This window comes from Pseudomonas sp. S3(2024), assembly GCF_036861315.1.
Taxonomy (GTDB): domain Bacteria; phylum Pseudomonadota; class Gammaproteobacteria; order Pseudomonadales; family Pseudomonadaceae; genus Aquipseudomonas; species Aquipseudomonas putida_A.
Genome location: NZ_JAZAQQ010000001.1, coordinates 239862 through 256773 on the forward strand (window position 1 = coordinate 239862; position 16912 = coordinate 256773).

The following is a 16912-nucleotide window of genomic DNA, read 5'->3' on the forward strand; positions in this document are numbered from 1 at the left end:
CCCTTGGTGCTTAACCAGCCCGGAAAATCAGGTGATCTTCCCAGTCGTCCTCCGGCACGCTGCCTTCGGCGAGCATGCGCCCGGACTGGGAAATCCGTTCGTGGTGCACGGCGTCACGATCGCCGCACACCAGGTGGTGCCACAGCGGCAGATCCTTGCCTTCACTGACCAGACGATAACCGCAAGTCGGCGGTAGCCATTTGAATTCTTCGGCCTGGCCCGGAGTGAGCTGGATACAGTCCGGGACAAACTTGATGCGATTCGGGTAGTCGCTGCACTGGCAGGCCTTCAGGTCCAGCAGTTTGCAGGCGATGCGCGTGTAATAGACGCTGTTGTCTTCTTCATCTTCGAGTTTCTGCAGGCAGCACAGACCGCAGCCGTCGCACAGCGATTCCCATTCCTCGTGATCCAGTTGCTCGAGGGTTTTGCGTTTCCAGAACGGTTCGACTTTGGCGGCCATGGCTCAAGCATCAACATCAGGTGGTGAAAAGGCCGCCAGTCTAGTGCCCAAGGCCTTGCGGGCCAAGCGCTGGCGACTGTCGGTAAATCGCGCTTGTCAGCCGAATCGCCGCCCAGTAGGGTTTTGCCACGAATTCATGACTCAAACACAGCAAGGAATCTTTCGATGAGTGCCAACCCTCGCGTCGCCGATTACGCCATTCACCCGCAGTTCACCGATCGCTGGTCGCCCCGCGCCTTCACCGGCGAAGCGATCCCGGAAGAAACCCTGCTGAGCTTTTTCGAAGCCGCACGCTGGGCGCCGTCGGCCTACAACTCGCAGCCATGGCGCTTTCTGTATGCGCGCCGTGACACGCCGAACTGGGAGCGCTTCCTGGGTCTGCTGAATGAATTCAACCGCAGCTGGGCGCAACACGCTTCGGCGCTGGTGATCGTGATTTCGAAAACCACCTTCACCGCACCCGGTGCCAGCGAAGAGTCCCCGGCGCTGTGGCACACCTTCGACACCGGCTCGGCCTGGGGCCACCTGGCGCTGCAAGCGAGCATCAGCGGCTGGCACACCCACGGCATGGCCGGTTTCGATCAGGAGCTGGCCCGCAAGGAGCTGAACATCCCTGAAGGTTATGCACTGCACGCAGCGGTCGCGGTCGGCAAGCTGGGTGACAAGGCGACCCTGGCCGAGTACCTGCAGGCTCGTGAAGTGCCGAGCCCGCGTCGCCCGCTGAGCGAGCTGGCCGCAGAAGGCAACTTCACCCTCTAAGCCACAACGCAAAAACCACTGTAGGAGTGAGCCTGCTCGCGATGGCGTAGTGTCAGACAACATCAATGTCGACTGACACACCCTCATCGCGAGCAGGCTCACTCCTACAGGTATCGCGGTGGATTTAATATCCGCGGTTGAAATCCACTTCCCCGCGCAACGCTTCTCCCGCCTGATAAGCCTTCAGGTTTTCGACGAACAACTGCACCATCAACGCCGGCGACGTCGGTGCCGAGCTGTGCCCGGTCAGCAGCAGGCCCCAGGCGGTCCAGAACGGATGGCGTTGCGGCAACGGCTCCTGACGGCAGACGTCGATCACCGCGCCCGCCAGATGCCCTTCCTTCAGGGCTTCCACCAGATCCGCATCAACCACCGCCACGCCGCGCCCAACGTTGATGAACAACCCGGTCGGCTTGAATTGCTTGAACAGCGCCGCGTCGTAAATGTCGTGGGTGTGCTCGGTATTCGGCAGCAGATTGACCACGTAATCGACCGCGCCCACCAGCCGTGGCAAATCCGCCATCGAGCCGACTTCGACGAACGGCGCCTGCTCGCGCGCGCTGCTGGCGATGCCGTACAACTCGACACCGAACGGCAACAGAAACTGCGCCACGCTCTGGCCGATATCGCCGGTGCCGACGATCAGCACCTTGCGCCCGACCAGACTCTGGCCGGTGCGGTTGTCCCACTTGCGCTCGACCTGGCTGACCAGCCGCGCCAGCACTTCCCGCTCGTGCCCGAGCATGTAGGTCAGCACGTATTCGGCCATCACCTGACCGAAGATTCCCACCGCGCGGGTCAGGCGATAATCGCGGCGCAAGCCGTCAGCGAGCAGCGGCGTGATGCCGGCCCAAGTCGATTGCAGCCATTGCGGCTCATGGCCCTGACGCAGCAGGGTCGCCAGCAGATCCGGCTGCCCCAGCCACACCGGGCAATCGGCCGCCTGCCGGGCCAGTTCGGCGGAGTCGCCACTGGTCAGTACTTCAAGCTCGGGGGCCGCCTGACGCAGCAGCCGGGCGTACACCGCGTGGTCGTGTTCAGCAATCAGAACGCGCATTTTCAAACCTTTCGCAAACCGTGCAGGCAACCGCCGAAGGAGTCGCGCTCCTTCGTGGCGGTCGTCGCCGTAAAAACAGTTCCAGGGTGGCAAGAGGCCCAGAACAGGGCCTCGCAGATCAGACCGGGTCGTTGCGTCGCAGCAATTCTTCGGGCAGGTGTTCGATGTACTCGTCCTCGGCCGGTGGCATCTGCAGGTGATAGCCCTGCTTGTCGAGGTTTTCCAGGACCACGACGATGTCCTCGCTGGCCAGCTTGCGCTCAGGCGACAGCACCAGATCGAAGGCATGTTTCGGCTTGCCGAACGCCAGCATCAGGGGTTCCGGCACACGCTCCAGAGCATCGCTCTTGAGCACATAAAGGTACATTCCGCTTCGCTTGGAGCTTTGATAAATGGAGCAAATACGTTTCAAGGCTGTTCTCCGGCGGTGGCCAGGCTGTCGAGCAGCTTCTGGCCCATGAGTTCGCGGCGCCAGCCACGCAGCGACTCAGGCAATTGATAAGGACCCTCGGGGAAGCCGCTTTTGACCAGCGCTTCGAGGGTTTTCTTGCGCAGCATCAGTTCCGGGGCGATGCCCAGGCGTTCGGCTTCAACCTGGCCGAGGGCGCGCAGTTGCTTGATCAGCGCCGCCGCTTCGACCGGCAATGGCTCCGGCACCGCCGGTGGCCATTGATCAGGCCCCACACTGCCAGAGCGCTTGATCAGATCAAGCAGAAATTGGCCGTCCTGACGCACGGTACGCGGGTGCATGTCTTCGATCTTGCCCAGCGCGGCGAGGTTGTCCGGTTGCGTGCGGGCCAGCGGCCACAGCGAATGTTCACGGATAATGCGGTTGCGCGGCAGATCACGGGCACGCGCTTCTTTTTCACGCCAGGCGCACAGTTCACGCAGCACCGCCAGTTGCGCACGGGACAGTTTCCACGCCAGTTTGGCTTCGCGGTAGACCTCGTACGGGTCGGTCTCGCGGCGCAGGTTGGCGACCAGTTCGGCGCCGTCCTCCAGCACCCAGGCGAATTTGTCGTCGGACAGCTTCGGCCGCAGCTGTACGAAAACTTCCGCCAGATGCACTGCGTCTTCAGCGGCATAGCTGATTTGTGTGTCGGAAAGTGGACGCTGCAACCAGTCGGAACGGGTTTCGCCCTTCGGCAACTCAATGCCCAGCACTTCCTGCACCAGCCGCGAATAGCCCATCGAGAACCCGAGGTTCAGGTAGGCCGCCGCCAGTTGCGTGTCGAACAACGGCGCCGGCAGGCTGCCGGTCAGACGCAGCAGCACTTCGAGGTCTTCGCTGCAGGCGTGCAGGACTTTGAGCACCGCCGGGTTTTCCAGCAACGCCGCCAGCGGTTGCCAGGCGTCGATGCTCAGCGGATCGATCAGGTAGGCGCGTTTGCCGTCGCCGACCTGCAGTAAACCGGCAATCGGGTAGAAGGTGTCGACCCGCATGAATTCGGTGTCGAGGGCAACGAACGGCAGTTGCTGCCACTCGGCGCAAAACTGCGCGAGGCTTTCGTTGTCGCGAATCCAGTGAATATCGATGGCCACACGGCTCTCCCTTGAAGAATGGCGCGCAGTATATATCGCCGCCGGCGTTTTACGCGCCTGCGCTGGGCCAGAGCTGTAACGAAATGTCCTGCCAGAAAGAAAGAATAGTCTTACAGCGTGATCAGCAAGAGGAATCCGAACCTCCCCGTGCAGGAGAACCATATTTAATTTTTAAATAATGCTCGGGAAATCTGATTTGCCGATTAGTACGCTGCGCCGCCTAATCGACAGCCTCCGCAATCCAGAGTCTGCCGATGGAACACGTCCGCGCCCCCGCTCACCCCGCTGCCTGGCTGATGTTCGGGATCATTCTCGTCGCACTCAATCTGCGCCCATCCATGGCCGCCGTCGGGCCGTTGCTGTCGGCAATTCGTGGCGATATCCCGCTGAGTTTCAGCGTGGCTTCGCTGCTGACCATGCTGCCAGTGATGGCGATGGGGCTGGCGATGTTTTTCGGTATTGGCATCAGCCGGCGCCTGGGCGAGCAACGCACGGTGATCCTGTCGTTGTCGATCATCGGCCTGGCGACGCTGTCGCGGCTGGTGCTCGATTCGGCACCGCAGTTGATTGGCAGCGCGGTGCTGGCCGGGATGGGTATCGCCCTGATTCAGGCGCTGATGCCGGTGCTGATCAAGTCACGCTTCCCCGACCATGTGGCGCTGTGCATGGGCCTGTATGTCACATCGATCATGGGCGGCGCCGCGCTGGCCGCCTCATTTTCGCCGCTGGTGCTGGGGCAGACCGGCAGCTGGCGCATCGGCTTGGCGATCTGGGCGGCACTTTCCTTGCTCGCGTTGCTGGTCTGGTGGACACAGTCGATCCCGTCATCCCTCCAGATCACGCCTGTAGGAAAAGAGTCCTTCACGCGTAATTCCCGCGCCTGGCTGCTCGCCATCTTCTTCGGCCTCGGCACGGCGTCCTACACCTGCGTACTCGCGTGGCTGGCGCCGTACTACGTGGAGCAAGGCTGGAGCGAACAGCAGGCCGGGCTGCTGCTGGGTTTTCTGACCGCCATGGAGGTGATTTCCGGGCTGCTGACGCCGGCCATCGCCAATCGCAGCCGTGATCGCCGTGCCGTCCTCGCAGCGTTGCTGTTGCTGATCATCGGCGGCTTCTGCGGATTGATCCTCAGCCCGCAACACCTCAGCCTGCTGTGGCCGTGCCTGTTGGGGCTGGGGATTGGCGGCTTGTTTCCGATGAGTTTGATCGTCTCCCTCGATCACCTCGACAACCCGCAGCGCGCCGGCAGCCTGACCGCGTTTGTGCAAGGCATCGGCTACTTGATCGCCGGGCTTTCGCCGCTGCTGGCCGGAATCATCCGCGACCGGCTCGGCAGCTTTGAATGGGCCTGGTGGTCGCTGACCGCAGTGATGGTGGTGATGCTGCTGATAGTGCTGCGCTTTGACCCTCGGCTGTACGCCCGACACATCCGTTGAAGCCGAATGCCGCCGCTGGGCTAGAGGCCTCTTGCCATCTTTTTGCGGTTTATTTGTCGACGTCGTGTTGCTAAAAGTTTCTGTCCCACTGGCGACATTGAAACGTCCTACAGGGCTTTGTCCTGGCACCATCGTTCCGCTACGATCATGCGCACACGTTTGCGCGGATTCAGCGCAAGGAGCACAGCGGGACGGAACGGATGCTGAACAGTAACTTGCTTCGAAAGCTCGACATGCAGGACCTCATGGTGTTTATCGCCGTGTATGAGCAAAGCAGCGTCACGGATGTCTCGGAGACGCTGTGCGTCAGCCAGTCCACTGTCAGCTATTGCCTGAAAAAATTGCGCACCAGTTTCGAAGACGAGTTGTTCATCAACACCCGCACGGGCATGCGTCCCACCTACAAGGCCGGCACCATGTACGGCCATGTGCAGAAGATCCTCGAAAGCATCAACCTGTGCCACGCCGGCGCCCCGGCCTTCGATCCGACCCGGCAAGCGGTGACCTTCAATATCTGCGCCCCGGAATACTTCGAGCAACTGGTGCTGCCACGGCTGTTGAAGCGTTTCGACTTCGACGATTTGCCGGTGGTGGTCAACATGCACAAGTTCGAGACCGATGTGCCCGCCGACGAACTGCGCGACGGCAGCCTCGACCTGGTGATCTGCTTCGGCCCCAACTTCCACCGCAGCCACACCGACCTTAAATCGCGGATGCTGCTGGAGGACGATCTGGTCTGTGTCTTCGACAAACGCGCCACGCCGCTGGAACCGCGCCTGAGCCTGCAGGCCTTCACCGAGCGGCGCCATGTGTTCCCGACACCGTGGACTTCCACCACCAACATGGTCGATGGCTGGCTGGCGCGTCAGGCGCAGAAACGGCAGATCGTCGCGCGTTCCAACAGCTACAGCGCGGCATTGAAGATGATCACCGGCACCGACTTCATCCTCACCCTGCCCCGGCGCATCCAGCGCCTGCTGACCAACGACGCGGTGTTCAATCACTGCGAGGCGCCGAACGGCCTGCCGGGGTTTACCCTCGACATGCAATGGAGCCAGAACGCCGATCAGGACAGCGCCAACGTCTGGCTGCGCGAGCAGGTGATCAAGGTGTGCAGTGAGCTGGAAGCGGCCTGAGTCCTACACGCCGATGGCAGTCTTGGTGTAGGAATCGCGGTCGATATCGAGCAACTCCACGCAAAGCTGCACTTCGACCCCGGCCGGCCATTCGCACAGATCCTGCAACACCGCCAGCAGGCTGTCCGAGAGCTGCTTCTTGATCTGCGGCGAGCGACCGCTGAGCAGCGCCAGCTTCACGTGGACGAAAGCACGTTCACCCATGCCGGTACCGACCTTGAAGGTCTCGACCTTCAACGCCCGGCTCTTGATATCGAACTCCGCAGCGAACTGACCGGAACCCACCAGGGCGTTGTTGAGCCGGATCAACGCCACATCAGCGTTCAACTGCGGCAGGTTGGCGGTGTATTCCATGTGCAGGTGTGGCATGGGGTGCTCCAGTCAATCGGCAGAAAGGTCGTACATATACCACAGCGCTGGCCTACTCTCCTGCGGGTTTTTCCGAGGTTATCGAGGCCGACGTCTGACGCAATGCCAGGCTTTCCCACAGCGCCACCAGCACCACGATCGCCGTGGTCAGCGCCCCGAGCATCAGCGCCGAAAACCAGTGGTTCAACGCCAGCGGCAGCGCCAGCGTAAGCATCACAAGCCCCGCCAAATGCGACAACGGCGGCAGCGGTCGGTCGGACATGACCCACTTGAACAGCGCATTGCCCAACAGAAACAGCCAAGGCCCGCCCACGATCACCAGGATCCCGGCGTCACTGGCGTGATCCGGATGCACCAGCACCAGTTCGTCGGCCACCGCACTGACAATCACCCCGGCAACAATCAGCACATGCAGGTAGGTGTAGGCGATGCGCGCCTGGCGCCCGGGATCGCTCGAATGCGCGATGCGGTGATGCGCGCGCTCGGCGCCGCTGTCGAAGTACACCCACCACATGCCGATGCTGCCCAGCACCGCCACCAGAAACGCCATGACTCCGGTGGCGCTCAGCGTCAGTTCGGCGAACGTCGCGCCGGTCACCAGCAACGATTCGCCCAGGGCGATGATCACGAACAGCGCGCAGCGCTCGGCCATGTGATTGCCTTCGACGTTCCAGTCGTTCAACGACGAACGCCCCAGCCCCGGCACCCAGAAATACAGCGAAGGCGAGATCAGCTCGATCAGCAGCGCCAGCGCCCAACACAGCAGACGTTGTTGCCCGTCAAGAAAGGCTCCGACGATCCAGAACACGCCGGAGCACATCAACCACGCCAGAATTCGCTGGAAGTTACGGGTCATGCTCAGCGATTCGCCACGCACCGCCCAGATCGCAAACAACGTGCGCCCGACCTGCATGAACACGAACGCCGAGGCAAACATCAGCCCGCGCTCGGTGAAAGCCTTGGGGATCGAGGACGACAGCAACAGACCGGCGATCATCAGCCCGAACAGTCCGAGGCGGATCGGCAGTTTTTCCGGGTCGAGCCAGTTGGTAATCCACGAAGTGAAAATCCACACCCACCACACCGCGACCATCAACAGCGCCACCTGCACCGCGCCCAGAATCGACAACTGCGCGAGCAACGAATGCGAGAGCTGAGTCACGGCAAACACGAACACCAGATCGAAAAACAACTCGACCATGCCGACCTTGCCACTGTCGAAACTGCCGCGCCCACGCAGCAACGATCGGGAAATGCTCATCGGACAAGTCTCCAGCCGGGGTCATTGCCATTGAGCAAAGCAGCCCGACCAGACGAACGCAAACCCTGTAGGAGTGAGCCTGCTCGCGATGGCGTCGTGTCAGACAACATCAATGTCGACTGACACACCCTCATCGCGAGCAGGCTCACTCCTACAGGGGAGATTTGTGGTGGGATTCAGGGCGCGGTCAGTGGCCGCTCACTCATGAACGCCTCAAGCCGCGACCGCAGCCAGCGCTCGGCCGGGTCGCTGTCGACGTGGCTGAGCCAGACCATCGACAGATCCAGCATCGGCGTCTTGAACGGAAACGGTTCCTTGAACAACAGCCCGGAGGCAGCCATGGCTTCGGCGGTGTAGTCCGGGAGGCTGGCGATCAGGTCGGTGCCGGCCAGCAATGCCGGCAGCGCACTGTATTGCGGCACCGACAACACCACATGCCGGGTGCGGCCGATTTCCGCCAGCCACTCATCGGCATAGCCGCTGATGTTGGCGGTGTGCGACACCAGTACGTGTGGGCGCGAACAGTATTCATCGAGGGTCAGCGGCGAATCCGAGGCGTCGGCGCGCAGGATGCTTGGCTGGATATGCCGCAGCAGTTTGCGCTTGGCATTGGCCGGCAGGCCCCGGGTCTGACTGATGCCGACGGTGATGTCGCCGGCGGCCAGCAGGTCGGGGATGCGCCAGTAGTCGACGTGTTGCACCACGAACACTACGCTGGGTGCTTCCTGGCGCAGCGCCCGCAGCAACGGTGGCAGCAGGCCGAATTCGACGTCATCGGACAGGCCGATCCGGAACGTCATGTTGCTCACGGCCGGGTCGAAATCGTGAGTCAGGCTCAGCGCCACCGACAGCGAGTCGAGGGCCGGCGACAGGTACTTGAACAGCTCTTCGGCCCGGGCAGTCGGCTCCATGCGATGGCCGACGCGAATGAACAGCGGATCGTTGAACATCGCGCGCAAGCGATTGAGCGCCGAACTGATGGTCGGCTGGCCGAGAAACAGCTTCTCCGCCGCACGAGTGACGTTGCGTTCGAGCATCAAGGTCTCGAACACCACCATCAGATTGATGTCGGCCTTGCGTAATTCATTTCGATTCATCCATTGCCCCTACTCCCCGGTCTGCGGGCAGTTTAGAAAGGCCCATGGACAGCGTCTATGGGCGAAAGGAACAACACCGGCTCAATTCACCGTCAACGCCTGTATCCCGATCGCCAGCTTGCGCATGTCCTTGCCCATGCCCAACTCCCCCGGACTGATAGCGTTGGCGTATTTGAAACGAATATTCAGCACACCTTGTTGCTCGACACGCTGCTGCACTTCGACCGGCAACTCGACATTCAGGCGATTCGCTTCAGGCTTGACCAGCCGGGTGGACAGCACGCGTACATCGTTGACGAAAATTTCCACTGCTTGCTCGGTGTGTGAAGGGGCCAGCAGCGCAGTGGTTTCCAGCAAGAACGAGTGCACCCGAGCAGTCGGCCGCAGGGCAATTTGCGACTCATTCCCCTCGGACCAGGTGCCCCACGGTTCATTGTTCGCCCACCCTTTACCGAGGAAAAACGTCGCCAGACTGCTGGGATTGAACACGACTCTCTCGCCCGACTTGAGTGGCGGGATCAGCGTCAATGGGTCCGGGGCCGATATCGGCAGGCAGTCGGCGCAACGCTTCCAGCCCGGCGCCAACACGTTCAACCCGTCAATTCTGGCGAGCACATCGGTGTCGCGATTCACGGTCAGAGCTGCTTCCAGCACAGTGCGGTTACTGAGCACGTACAGGGTATCGGCTGCATAGTTTCCAGAACTGACCATTCGATCCGACACCGCTTGAGCGGCTTCAGTGGCAACCGTACTGACGCGCCCAAGGTAGACCGCGTTGGTCGGCAAGTGATGGCGACCCGAGTAGTCGGCCAAGGTCATCCACTGTTCCGGATAATTCTCCGGGCGCAGCCAGCGCACTGCCTGATAACGCTTCGCCGCCTGCTCCCAGAACGGGTCGACCAATGGCGTCTTCCATGTGGGCGACGGCGTGGCCATGAATAAACCGCGCGACACCGCCCAACCGGCGCGCGTGTCTGCCACCTGAACCACCAGCGCCACACTCAGCAGCATCAACGCCACGCGCGAAGAGTGCCCGCGAATCACCACATAGAGGATCGCAAAAATGGCCATGTACATGAGCGGCCAGATCATTCGCCCCGAGCCACGAAAAATCGTGGCCACGGCAACCACCGCATCCGGCAGCGGAATCCTGAATTCGAATGGCCCTACGCCGATATTGTTGGAAACGGCGAATATCGCCAGCCCTGCCAGCGCGAGCAAAACCAACGGGTAACGGCGAGCCTTGGCTCCCAGGTCAGTCGTCCCTTGCAGCACAGGCACCAAGGCAAAGATCCCCAGGCAGATCACACCCAGGCCCAGAAATGCGAACCCGTCGCCGTCGCCCAGTACACCCGGCATGTCCTGCAAGGTATAGGACCAGACACCCGCATCGAAAAAGGTCAGCGCATTCGCCCGGAACAGGCCATACCCCATCAACGCCAGACCGCTGTCGCCTATGCTGAAATAACCCGCCTGCCAGCAGCAGACACTGACCAGCAGAAACAGACCGATCAACTCGATCAAGGCCTTACCCGGCGTCTGGCGCCGCTGAAGGGTTTTGGCGGCAAGGTCGGCAAGCCAGATTAACGCAACCATCGCCAGCAAATAAGCGTGCACCAGCGCAGCCGCCGCCAGCAGCGCGCCCCAGGCGAGGCGGCGTTTCGGCGTAAAGGGGCGCAATGCCAGATATAACCCTGCCAGCAACAGAAAATGCCCAGCCAGGGACAGATGTACGCTCATGCGGACGATCATCGCCGGAATGAACAAAAACATTCCTGCACCAAGCAAACGCAACGCCACGTCGCGACTGAACAGGCCAATCAGCTTCCAGGCAAACCAGCTCTGCAGAATGAAACACGTCAGTAGCCACAACCCGAAATACTGGAAGGGTTCAGGCAACAGGGCTGAGAACGGTTTGAAGATAAAGGCGAACAACGGATTGGAATCCGAGAAAATTATCCCGTTACCCAACTCCAGCCCATAGCTCGGGTTAAGCCCCAGTGGAAACGTCCAGGGCGAATGACGAAAAAAAACCCAACCCTGATAGTGCGTGGCGGGGTCGCCGTCGCCCAGCCATGCAATGTTCATCGGGTTCAAGGCACGTGGGCCGACCACAATGAAAAACGCCAGAATTCCCAAGAGCACGGGCAGCAGCGCAGTCGCCCGATGTGTTGCGGAAAGCTTCATCGATACGTCCAGAAGTTGTGCAAGACAAACGTGAATGCCGGAATCGTCAGCGCCACCGCGACAATGCCCAACAGATAATTCAACCCGGCAACCTGCGCGGCCCAGGCGACAAACATCGCCAACAGAAAACCGCACGCCGATACCAATAGAAATCGCAGCAACGTTCTGCCGTGCAACCGAGCCGAGAAACTCCAGGTGGTATTGATCACGTAGGACACCACCGTTGCCACGGCAAACGCCACTCCGTTGGCCAGCGGCGGTTGCGGTGCAACGAAATTGATGAACAGCACAGCCACCAGCGCATGCAGCGCGGTGACGAACAGACCGGTCACGGCAAAGCGCAGACCGCGCTGGATCAGCGTTTTCCTTTCAACTGAAGTCACGGTTTTTGCGCCAGCACGAACACGCTCAGCCCGGCCAGACGGTTGTGGCTCATCAGCGGCAGTTCGAGGCTGCACAACGTCTTGAGCACGCCGTTGACCAAGGGATGATGGCGTTTGAGCTGAGACTGCGGCGCTGCGGCCTGCGGCCCCTTGGGCAGCAAACGCAACGCCGCCGCAATCGGAAACACCGCGCCGAAATAGTAGGCACCGCGCTGCACGCTCAAACCGGCATCACGGGCCAGGATTTCAAACTGCGGCAGGGTGTAGCGGCGCTTGTGTTCGAGGAAGTCGTCGTGACCGCTCCACAGGAACTGAAACGCCGGCACGGTCATCAGGAAACGGCTGCCGGACGGCACCTTGTCAACGTAAGCCTTGAGCAGACCGAGGTCATCGTCGACATGTTCCAGCACATCCATGAGCAGCACCAGATCGGCGTCGATGGCGTCGATATCGCGGCGGTAATGCACCGGTTTGCCGGCGGTGGTCGCATCGGAATCGGCGGGGTAACTGATGTCGACGCACCACGCTTCGCGCGCATCGGTTTGAGTCAGCAGGTGATGGGAGAAGAAACCCGAACCGGCGCCCACGTCGAGAATCCGCGTGATCGGCGCATCACCGAGCAGACGACGAGTCGCCGCCGCTTTGGAGCAGTAATACCAATGCTCGCCGATGCTGTCGCCGAGGATATCGGTTTCCTTGAGATCCATGTTTCAGTCCTTGGGGTCGTAGACGCGACGCACCAGAAAAACCGGCCGGCGTTTGGATTCGATATAAGTGCGGCCGAGGTACTCGCCGAGTACGCCGATGCCAATCAATTGCAGGCCACCGAGGAACGTCACGGCCACCATCAGCGAGGCATAACCGGGCATGTCGACGCCGTGGATCAGCGTGCGCAACACGATAAAAATGGCAAAGGCAAAGGACACCAGCGACACCGCGGCGCCGATGTAAGTCCAGATCCGCAACGGTTCGGTACTGAAACTGGTGATGCCTTCCAGGGCAAAATTCCACAGCCGCCAGCCGTTGAATTTGCTCTGCCCCGCCACGCGCTCGGGCCGCTCGTAATCAACGTGGGTAGTCCGAAAACCGACCCAGGCGAACAGGCCCTTCATGAAGCGCCGGGACTCGGGCAAAGTCAGCAAGGCATCGACTACACAACGGTCCATCAGGCGGAAATCGCCGACGTTTTCCGGCAGCGGTTGCTCGGCGATCTTGTTGTGCAGGCGGTAAAACCAATGCGCCGACGTCTGCTTGGCCCAGGTGTCGCTGCGGCGGCTGACGCGATGACCGAGCACCACTTCATAGCCCTCGCGCCATCGCTCGATCATTTGCAGAATGACTTCGGGTGGGTCCTGCAGATCGGCATCGATAGGCACCACAATCTGCCCGTTGGCGATTTGCAATCCCGCAGACAACGCCGCCTCTTTGCCGAAGTTACGGCTCAGATCGACGATGCGCAGCCGCGAGTCGTGCCGCTGACGATCCAGCAGCCGCTCAAGTGTGGCATCAGTGCTGCCGTCATTGATGAACACCAGCTCCAAAGCAATTGAGGCTTGGTGCTGGAAGACTTCATCGATGCGCAGAATGAACGCGTCGAGACTGTCCTCCTCGTTAAAAACCGGGACAACCAGCGATAACGTGACCCGTGTGGCCTGTGCTGTTCCATGCTCAGTCAATGGAGTGCTCTTTTTATAGTGTTTGTCGGTCGTCGAAGCATTTTCAACGCCATGAGCCGTCCCGTATTAAGCAGTAGCGTCGATAGCCTTGCAAGGTGCAAAGGGCGACATTCTGGCCAATCCAGACGCCGATGCGTGCGCTCTAGCCCGCACTCTTCAGAAACATCTGCCAACGATTGGAAACAAATACCCGATAGCGAAAAAAACTCGCTCCGCTAGGCTTGCGACGATGCGCCACACAGGTTGTCGCAAACACCATCGCAAGGAGCGAACTGAATGTATTTCGAGATCTACAGGCAATCCCGAGGCACCCCGAGCACCGGCAAAGGCCAATGGCGCTGGAGACTGCGGGCGGGGAACCACGAGACGATTGCCAGTGGCGAGTCGTATGTGAACAAGGCCGATTGTTTACACGTGATCGAGTTGATCAAGGGTGTGCAGGGGGAGACGCCGGTGAAGGAAATCTGATGGCGCCGCGTCCTACAGCCTCTTCCTTTTTCGTCTGAAGCACTGGCAAAGCACTTTTGCGCCCCTACGCTGTTCAGCGTACGGGGCCATCCAGCCCTGTTTCGCCAAATGACGTTCAAACTAAAAAGGAGCCGCACCATGGCTAGAGACAAAGCGAAAGACGACAAGCACTTCAACTGCACCCAAACACACGAAGCCGACTACGTCGCCAGCCTCTATCCGCACGCCAAGGACGAAGTGAAAACCTTCCTGGCCTCGGCTTGCAAGGACAACACCCTGCGCAACTCGACGCACAAGGAAGTGTATGACCTGATCAAACAGAAGCTCGGGCATCCGCAGCCGTGAGTGGCTGAGGCGGGTGCTCGGTAAAACTCGCAGATACAAAAAAGCCCCGTAGCTTCTCAGCTACGGGGCTATTTGCTCTGCTCGGGAACGACGTACATAAGATCTTGTAGTTCCACTTCAGAATCAAGCTAGGCATGGGCCTCTCGGTCAAGAACATCCGCAACCCACTGATTAATGCTTTTTTGAGCCAATTGCGCTTTTACGGCAACAGTCGCATGAAGAGCTGGCGCCAAACGCAGACTGAGATTGCCCGAATAAGGCCTTTGCGGGGCACGACCCAGTTTTGCGCAAGTCTCCAGATAGTCAGTAACAGCCTCTTCGAATGCTGACCGAAGCTCTTTCACAGATTCGCCATGAAAACCTACTACGTCCTTGATCCCAGCGATATGACCAACAAAAAGACCATCTTCATCACTGTATTCAATTCGGGCTGCATACCCGTTGTAATTCATCACGTTCATGGAGTGACTCCTGCTTGTTCAAGGAAAGCCCGAGCATCACGAACCTGATAGGGCTTTGCTTCTTTATCCGGGTGAGGTCGGTGGAACGTAGCAACCACACCTCTTAATTCAAACCGAACTCGCGAACCATTGCCTTCCACGGTTCTGGCCCCGACCGCATTGAACAGAGACTCGATGCGCGCCCATTCCAACGTGGCGGGTGTGGGTCGTGAAAATATAGCTGCGAGCGTACCGAGTTGTTTGTTGTTCATAGTATTACACCATGATACCGCGCAGGAAAAATTGACAATCGCGATTCATATCGCTGATCCATGAAGCGCCCCCTTGAACAAGCGGACAACGCCACCCTCCAAGCTTGAAAACGGCGTCTTTTTATCCGAATCCGGTCAATATTGGGCACATAGGTCAGGATAAGGAGTGATTGGAAATAGAGCTGTAGGTAGACTCCGAGAGTTACGTACGAACCGGCATCAATCGAGTCACATCCGATTATCGAGTTTTCAACCTCGGGTTCCGGCGACAGGATTTGCTGATTACTCAAGCGAGCAGAAACAAAAAAGCCCCGTAGCTTCTCAGCTACGGGGCTTTTTCTATATATGGCGGAGAGATAGGGATTCGAACCCTAGGTACCGGTGAAGGTACAACGGATTTCGAATCCGTCCCATTCGGCCACTCTGGCATCTCTCCAACGGCGCGCATCATAACAACACTTCTGCCGAAAGCAAACCCTCTTTCGAAAATTTTCTTCGTGCTATCAGATGCTTGCGTCGATTAAAGCGGTACACCCAGACGATTGGCGACTTCTTCGTAGGCTTCGATGACGTCACCGAGGCCCTGGCGGAAGCGGTCTTTGTCCATCTTCTTCTTGGTGTCCTTGTCCCACAGGCGGCAGCCGTCCGGGCTGAACTCGTCGCCGAGGACGATCGAGCCGTCGCTGAACACGCCGAATTCAAGCTTGAAGTCCACCAGCAGCAGGCCTGCGTCGTCGAACAGTTTGCTCAGGACTTCGTTGACCTTGAGCGACAGTTCTTTCATGCGTGCCAGTTGCTCGGCGGTGCCCCAGCCGAATGCCACGACGTGGGATTCATTGATGAACGGATCGCCCTTGGCGTCGTCCTTGAGGAACAGTTCGAAGGTGTACGGGTTGAGCTTCATGCCCTCTTCGACGCCCAGACGTTTTACCAGGCTGCCGGCGGCGTAGTTACGCACGACGCACTCGACCGGGATCATGTCCAGCTTCTTCACCAGGCACTCGTTGTCGCCCAGCAGTTTGTCGAATTGGGTCGGAATGCCGGCCGCTTCGAGTTTCTGCATGATGAAAGCGTTGAACTTGTTGTTCACCATGCCTTTGCGGTCGAGCTGCTCGATGCGCTTGCCGTCGAACGCCGAGGTGTCGTTGCGAAACAGCAGGATCAAACGGTCAGCGTCGTCGGTCTTGTAAACCGATTTGGCTTTGCCGCGGTAGAGTTCTTCACGTTTTTCCATGATGGGCTCCGCTTGCTAAGTAGATGGGCTAGGCGATATGGCGCCAGTCGAGCCCTGAATCTTGATCGGCCAGTTGCAGCCAGTCCGGGTCGCACCCGAGGGTGTCGACGAAACATTGCCGGGCCAGCTGCGGCAGGTTGTTCTTGCTGCTCAGGTGGGCGAGAACCAGATGCTGCAAGCCCTGCCACCCCAACTCGGCCACCAGGAATGCCGCCTGATGGTTGTTCAAATGTCCCAGCTCGCCGCCCACCCGTTGCTTGAGAAAGTACGGATAGTGACCACGGGCCAGCATGTCGCGGCAGTGGTTGGACTCGATCATCAACGCATCGAGATCCCGATAGCCGTCCAGCACCCGCTCGCAATAGGAACCCAGGTCGGTCAGCAGGCCGAAGCGCCGCCGCTCGTTATCACTGAATACATACTGGGTCGGCTCCTGCGCATCATGGGCCACGGCAATGACCCCGATGTTCAGTGCGCCGATCTGCAGCTGCTCGCCGCCGGCCAGAAAGCCTGCGGGTTCGATCGGTTTGCGCATCCCGCGCAGTGTGCCGCGACTGAGGTAGACCGGCAGATTGTAGCGCCGAGACAGCAAACCCACGCCATGCACGTGGTCGGCATGTTCGTGGGTTACGAGTATCGCGCTCAGTTGCGCCGGGTGAACCCCCAGACGCAACAGGCGTTTTTCGGTTTCCCGCAGGGAAAAACCACAATCCACCAGCACATAGGTATCAGCGCTGGCGATCAGCGTGCCGTTCCCTTGGCTACCGCTGCCGAGAACGGCAAAGCGCAT

20 protein-coding genes and 1 tRNA gene are annotated in these 16912 nt (G+C 59.8%); 5 read left to right on the forward strand and 16 right to left on the reverse strand.

Going from position 1 to position 16912, the window contains the following annotated elements:
- Nucleotides 1-10 precede the first annotated feature (10 nt).
- Nucleotides 11-460, reverse strand: a complete 450-nt coding sequence (locus tag VLA07_RS01115) for a YcgN family cysteine cluster protein (protein WP_333988275.1) — start codon at nucleotides 458-460, stop codon at nucleotides 11-13.
- Nucleotides 461-625: 165 nt separating this feature from the next.
- On the opposite strand from VLA07_RS01115, the gene VLA07_RS01120 reads away from it, so the two are divergent.
- Nucleotides 626-1219 (forward strand): nitroreductase family protein, encoded by a 594-nt coding sequence (locus tag VLA07_RS01120; RefSeq protein WP_225137858.1) that lies wholly within the window; start codon nucleotides 626-628, stop codon nucleotides 1217-1219.
- A 124-nt stretch (nucleotides 1220-1343) separates the two neighbouring features.
- Here the strand turns inward: VLA07_RS01120 and VLA07_RS01125 are convergent, their stop codons facing one another.
- The 3 genes from VLA07_RS01125 to rnd all read right to left on the reverse strand — a co-directional run bounded on the left by VLA07_RS01125 (nucleotide 1344) and on the right by rnd (nucleotide 3818).
- The gene (locus VLA07_RS01125) at nucleotides 1344-2276 is read right to left on the reverse strand and encodes a D-2-hydroxyacid dehydrogenase (protein WP_027614517.1); all 933 of its coding nucleotides are present in this window, start codon (nucleotides 2274-2276) and stop codon (nucleotides 1344-1346) included.
- Between the two features lie 118 nt (nucleotides 2277-2394).
- Complete coding sequence (locus VLA07_RS01130; protein ID WP_097086697.1) at nucleotides 2395-2688, reverse strand: YcgL domain-containing protein; 294 nt, start codon at nucleotides 2686-2688, stop codon at nucleotides 2395-2397.
- Nucleotides 2685-3818, reverse strand: coding sequence for a ribonuclease D (rnd, locus tag VLA07_RS01135; protein ID WP_333988276.1), 1134 nt, complete (start codon nucleotides 3816-3818; stop codon nucleotides 2685-2687). The genes VLA07_RS01130 and rnd overlap by 4 nt, the downstream gene beginning before the upstream one ends.
- A 254-nt stretch (nucleotides 3819-4072) precedes the next feature.
- Between rnd and VLA07_RS01140 the strand changes: the two genes are divergently transcribed.
- On the forward strand, nucleotides 4073-5254 hold the full coding sequence (locus VLA07_RS01140) for a cyanate transporter (protein ID WP_333988277.1): 1182 nt from the start codon (nucleotides 4073-4075) through the stop codon (nucleotides 5252-5254).
- A 200-nt stretch (nucleotides 5255-5454) separates the two neighbouring features.
- The gene (locus tag VLA07_RS01145) at nucleotides 5455-6390 is read left to right on the forward strand and encodes a LysR family transcriptional regulator (protein WP_027614513.1); all 936 of its coding nucleotides are present in this window, start codon (nucleotides 5455-5457) and stop codon (nucleotides 6388-6390) included.
- A gap of 3 nt (nucleotides 6391-6393) precedes the next feature.
- Here the strand turns inward: VLA07_RS01145 and VLA07_RS01150 are convergent, their stop codons facing one another.
- From VLA07_RS01150 to VLA07_RS01180, 7 genes are all read right to left on the reverse strand, one after another.
- Nucleotides 6394-6759 carry a 5-carboxymethyl-2-hydroxymuconate Delta-isomerase gene (locus VLA07_RS01150; protein WP_150370452.1) on the reverse strand — a complete coding sequence of 122 codons (366 nt, stop codon included), beginning with the start codon at nucleotides 6757-6759 and terminating at the stop codon, nucleotides 6394-6396.
- A 52-nt stretch (nucleotides 6760-6811) separates the two neighbouring features.
- Nucleotides 6812-8020 (reverse strand): low temperature requirement protein A, encoded by a 1209-nt coding sequence (locus tag VLA07_RS01155; RefSeq protein ID WP_333988278.1) that lies wholly within the window; start codon nucleotides 8018-8020, stop codon nucleotides 6812-6814.
- A gap of 176 nt (nucleotides 8021-8196) precedes the next feature.
- Nucleotides 8197-9117, reverse strand: coding sequence for a LysR substrate-binding domain-containing protein (locus tag VLA07_RS01160; RefSeq protein ID WP_027614510.1), 921 nt, complete (start codon nucleotides 9115-9117; stop codon nucleotides 8197-8199).
- A gap of 81 nt (nucleotides 9118-9198) precedes the next feature.
- A complete protein-coding gene (locus VLA07_RS01165; RefSeq protein ID WP_333988279.1) occupies nucleotides 9199-11304 on the reverse strand; it encodes a DUF6311 domain-containing protein in 2106 nt (701 codons plus the stop codon).
- Nucleotides 11301-11687, reverse strand: coding sequence for a GtrA family protein (locus VLA07_RS01170; RefSeq protein ID WP_096796603.1), 387 nt, complete (start codon nucleotides 11685-11687; stop codon nucleotides 11301-11303). Before VLA07_RS01170 ends, VLA07_RS01165 begins: the two co-directional genes overlap by 4 nt.
- Nucleotides 11684-12394, reverse strand: coding sequence for a class I SAM-dependent methyltransferase (locus VLA07_RS01175; RefSeq protein WP_333988280.1), 711 nt, complete (start codon nucleotides 12392-12394; stop codon nucleotides 11684-11686). Before VLA07_RS01175 ends, VLA07_RS01170 begins: the two co-directional genes overlap by 4 nt.
- 3 nt (nucleotides 12395-12397) lie before the next feature.
- The gene (locus tag VLA07_RS01180; RefSeq protein ID WP_027614506.1) at nucleotides 12398-13363 is read right to left on the reverse strand and encodes a glycosyltransferase family 2 protein; all 966 of its coding nucleotides are present in this window, start codon (nucleotides 13361-13363) and stop codon (nucleotides 12398-12400) included.
- 276 nt (nucleotides 13364-13639) lie between these two features.
- Here VLA07_RS01180 and VLA07_RS01185 point away from each other — a divergent pair, with 276 nt between their 5' ends.
- Both VLA07_RS01185 and VLA07_RS01190 read left to right on the forward strand, forming a co-directional pair.
- Nucleotides 13640-13831 (forward strand): YegP family protein, encoded by a 192-nt coding sequence (locus VLA07_RS01185; RefSeq protein ID WP_007963291.1) that lies wholly within the window; start codon nucleotides 13640-13642, stop codon nucleotides 13829-13831.
- A gap of 138 nt (nucleotides 13832-13969) precedes the next feature.
- Nucleotides 13970-14176: a hypothetical protein gene (locus tag VLA07_RS01190; RefSeq protein WP_027614505.1), complete on the forward strand. Its 207-nt coding sequence runs from the start codon at nucleotides 13970-13972 to the stop codon at nucleotides 14174-14176.
- 128 nt (nucleotides 14177-14304) lie between these two features.
- Here the strand turns inward: VLA07_RS01190 and VLA07_RS01195 are convergent, their stop codons facing one another.
- The 5 genes from VLA07_RS01195 to VLA07_RS01215 all read right to left on the reverse strand — a co-directional run bounded on the left by VLA07_RS01195 (nucleotide 14305) and on the right by VLA07_RS01215 (nucleotide 16912).
- Nucleotides 14305-14637, reverse strand: coding sequence for a type II toxin-antitoxin system HicB family antitoxin (locus VLA07_RS01195; RefSeq protein WP_027614504.1), 333 nt, complete (start codon nucleotides 14635-14637; stop codon nucleotides 14305-14307).
- Nucleotides 14634-14888, reverse strand: a complete 255-nt coding sequence (locus VLA07_RS01200; RefSeq protein WP_081730304.1) for a type II toxin-antitoxin system HicA family toxin — start codon at nucleotides 14886-14888, stop codon at nucleotides 14634-14636. Before VLA07_RS01200 ends, VLA07_RS01195 begins: the two co-directional genes overlap by 4 nt.
- Nucleotides 14889-15234: 346 nt before the next feature.
- Nucleotides 15235-15324, reverse strand: a tRNA-Ser gene (locus tag VLA07_RS01205).
- An 84-nt stretch (nucleotides 15325-15408) separates the two neighbouring features.
- The gene (gene purC, locus VLA07_RS01210; RefSeq protein ID WP_007963288.1) at nucleotides 15409-16122 is read right to left on the reverse strand and encodes a phosphoribosylaminoimidazolesuccinocarboxamide synthase; all 714 of its coding nucleotides are present in this window, start codon (nucleotides 16120-16122) and stop codon (nucleotides 15409-15411) included.
- Between the two features lie 28 nt (nucleotides 16123-16150).
- A complete protein-coding gene (locus VLA07_RS01215; protein WP_333988281.1) occupies nucleotides 16151-16912 on the reverse strand; it encodes an MBL fold metallo-hydrolase in 762 nt (253 codons plus the stop codon).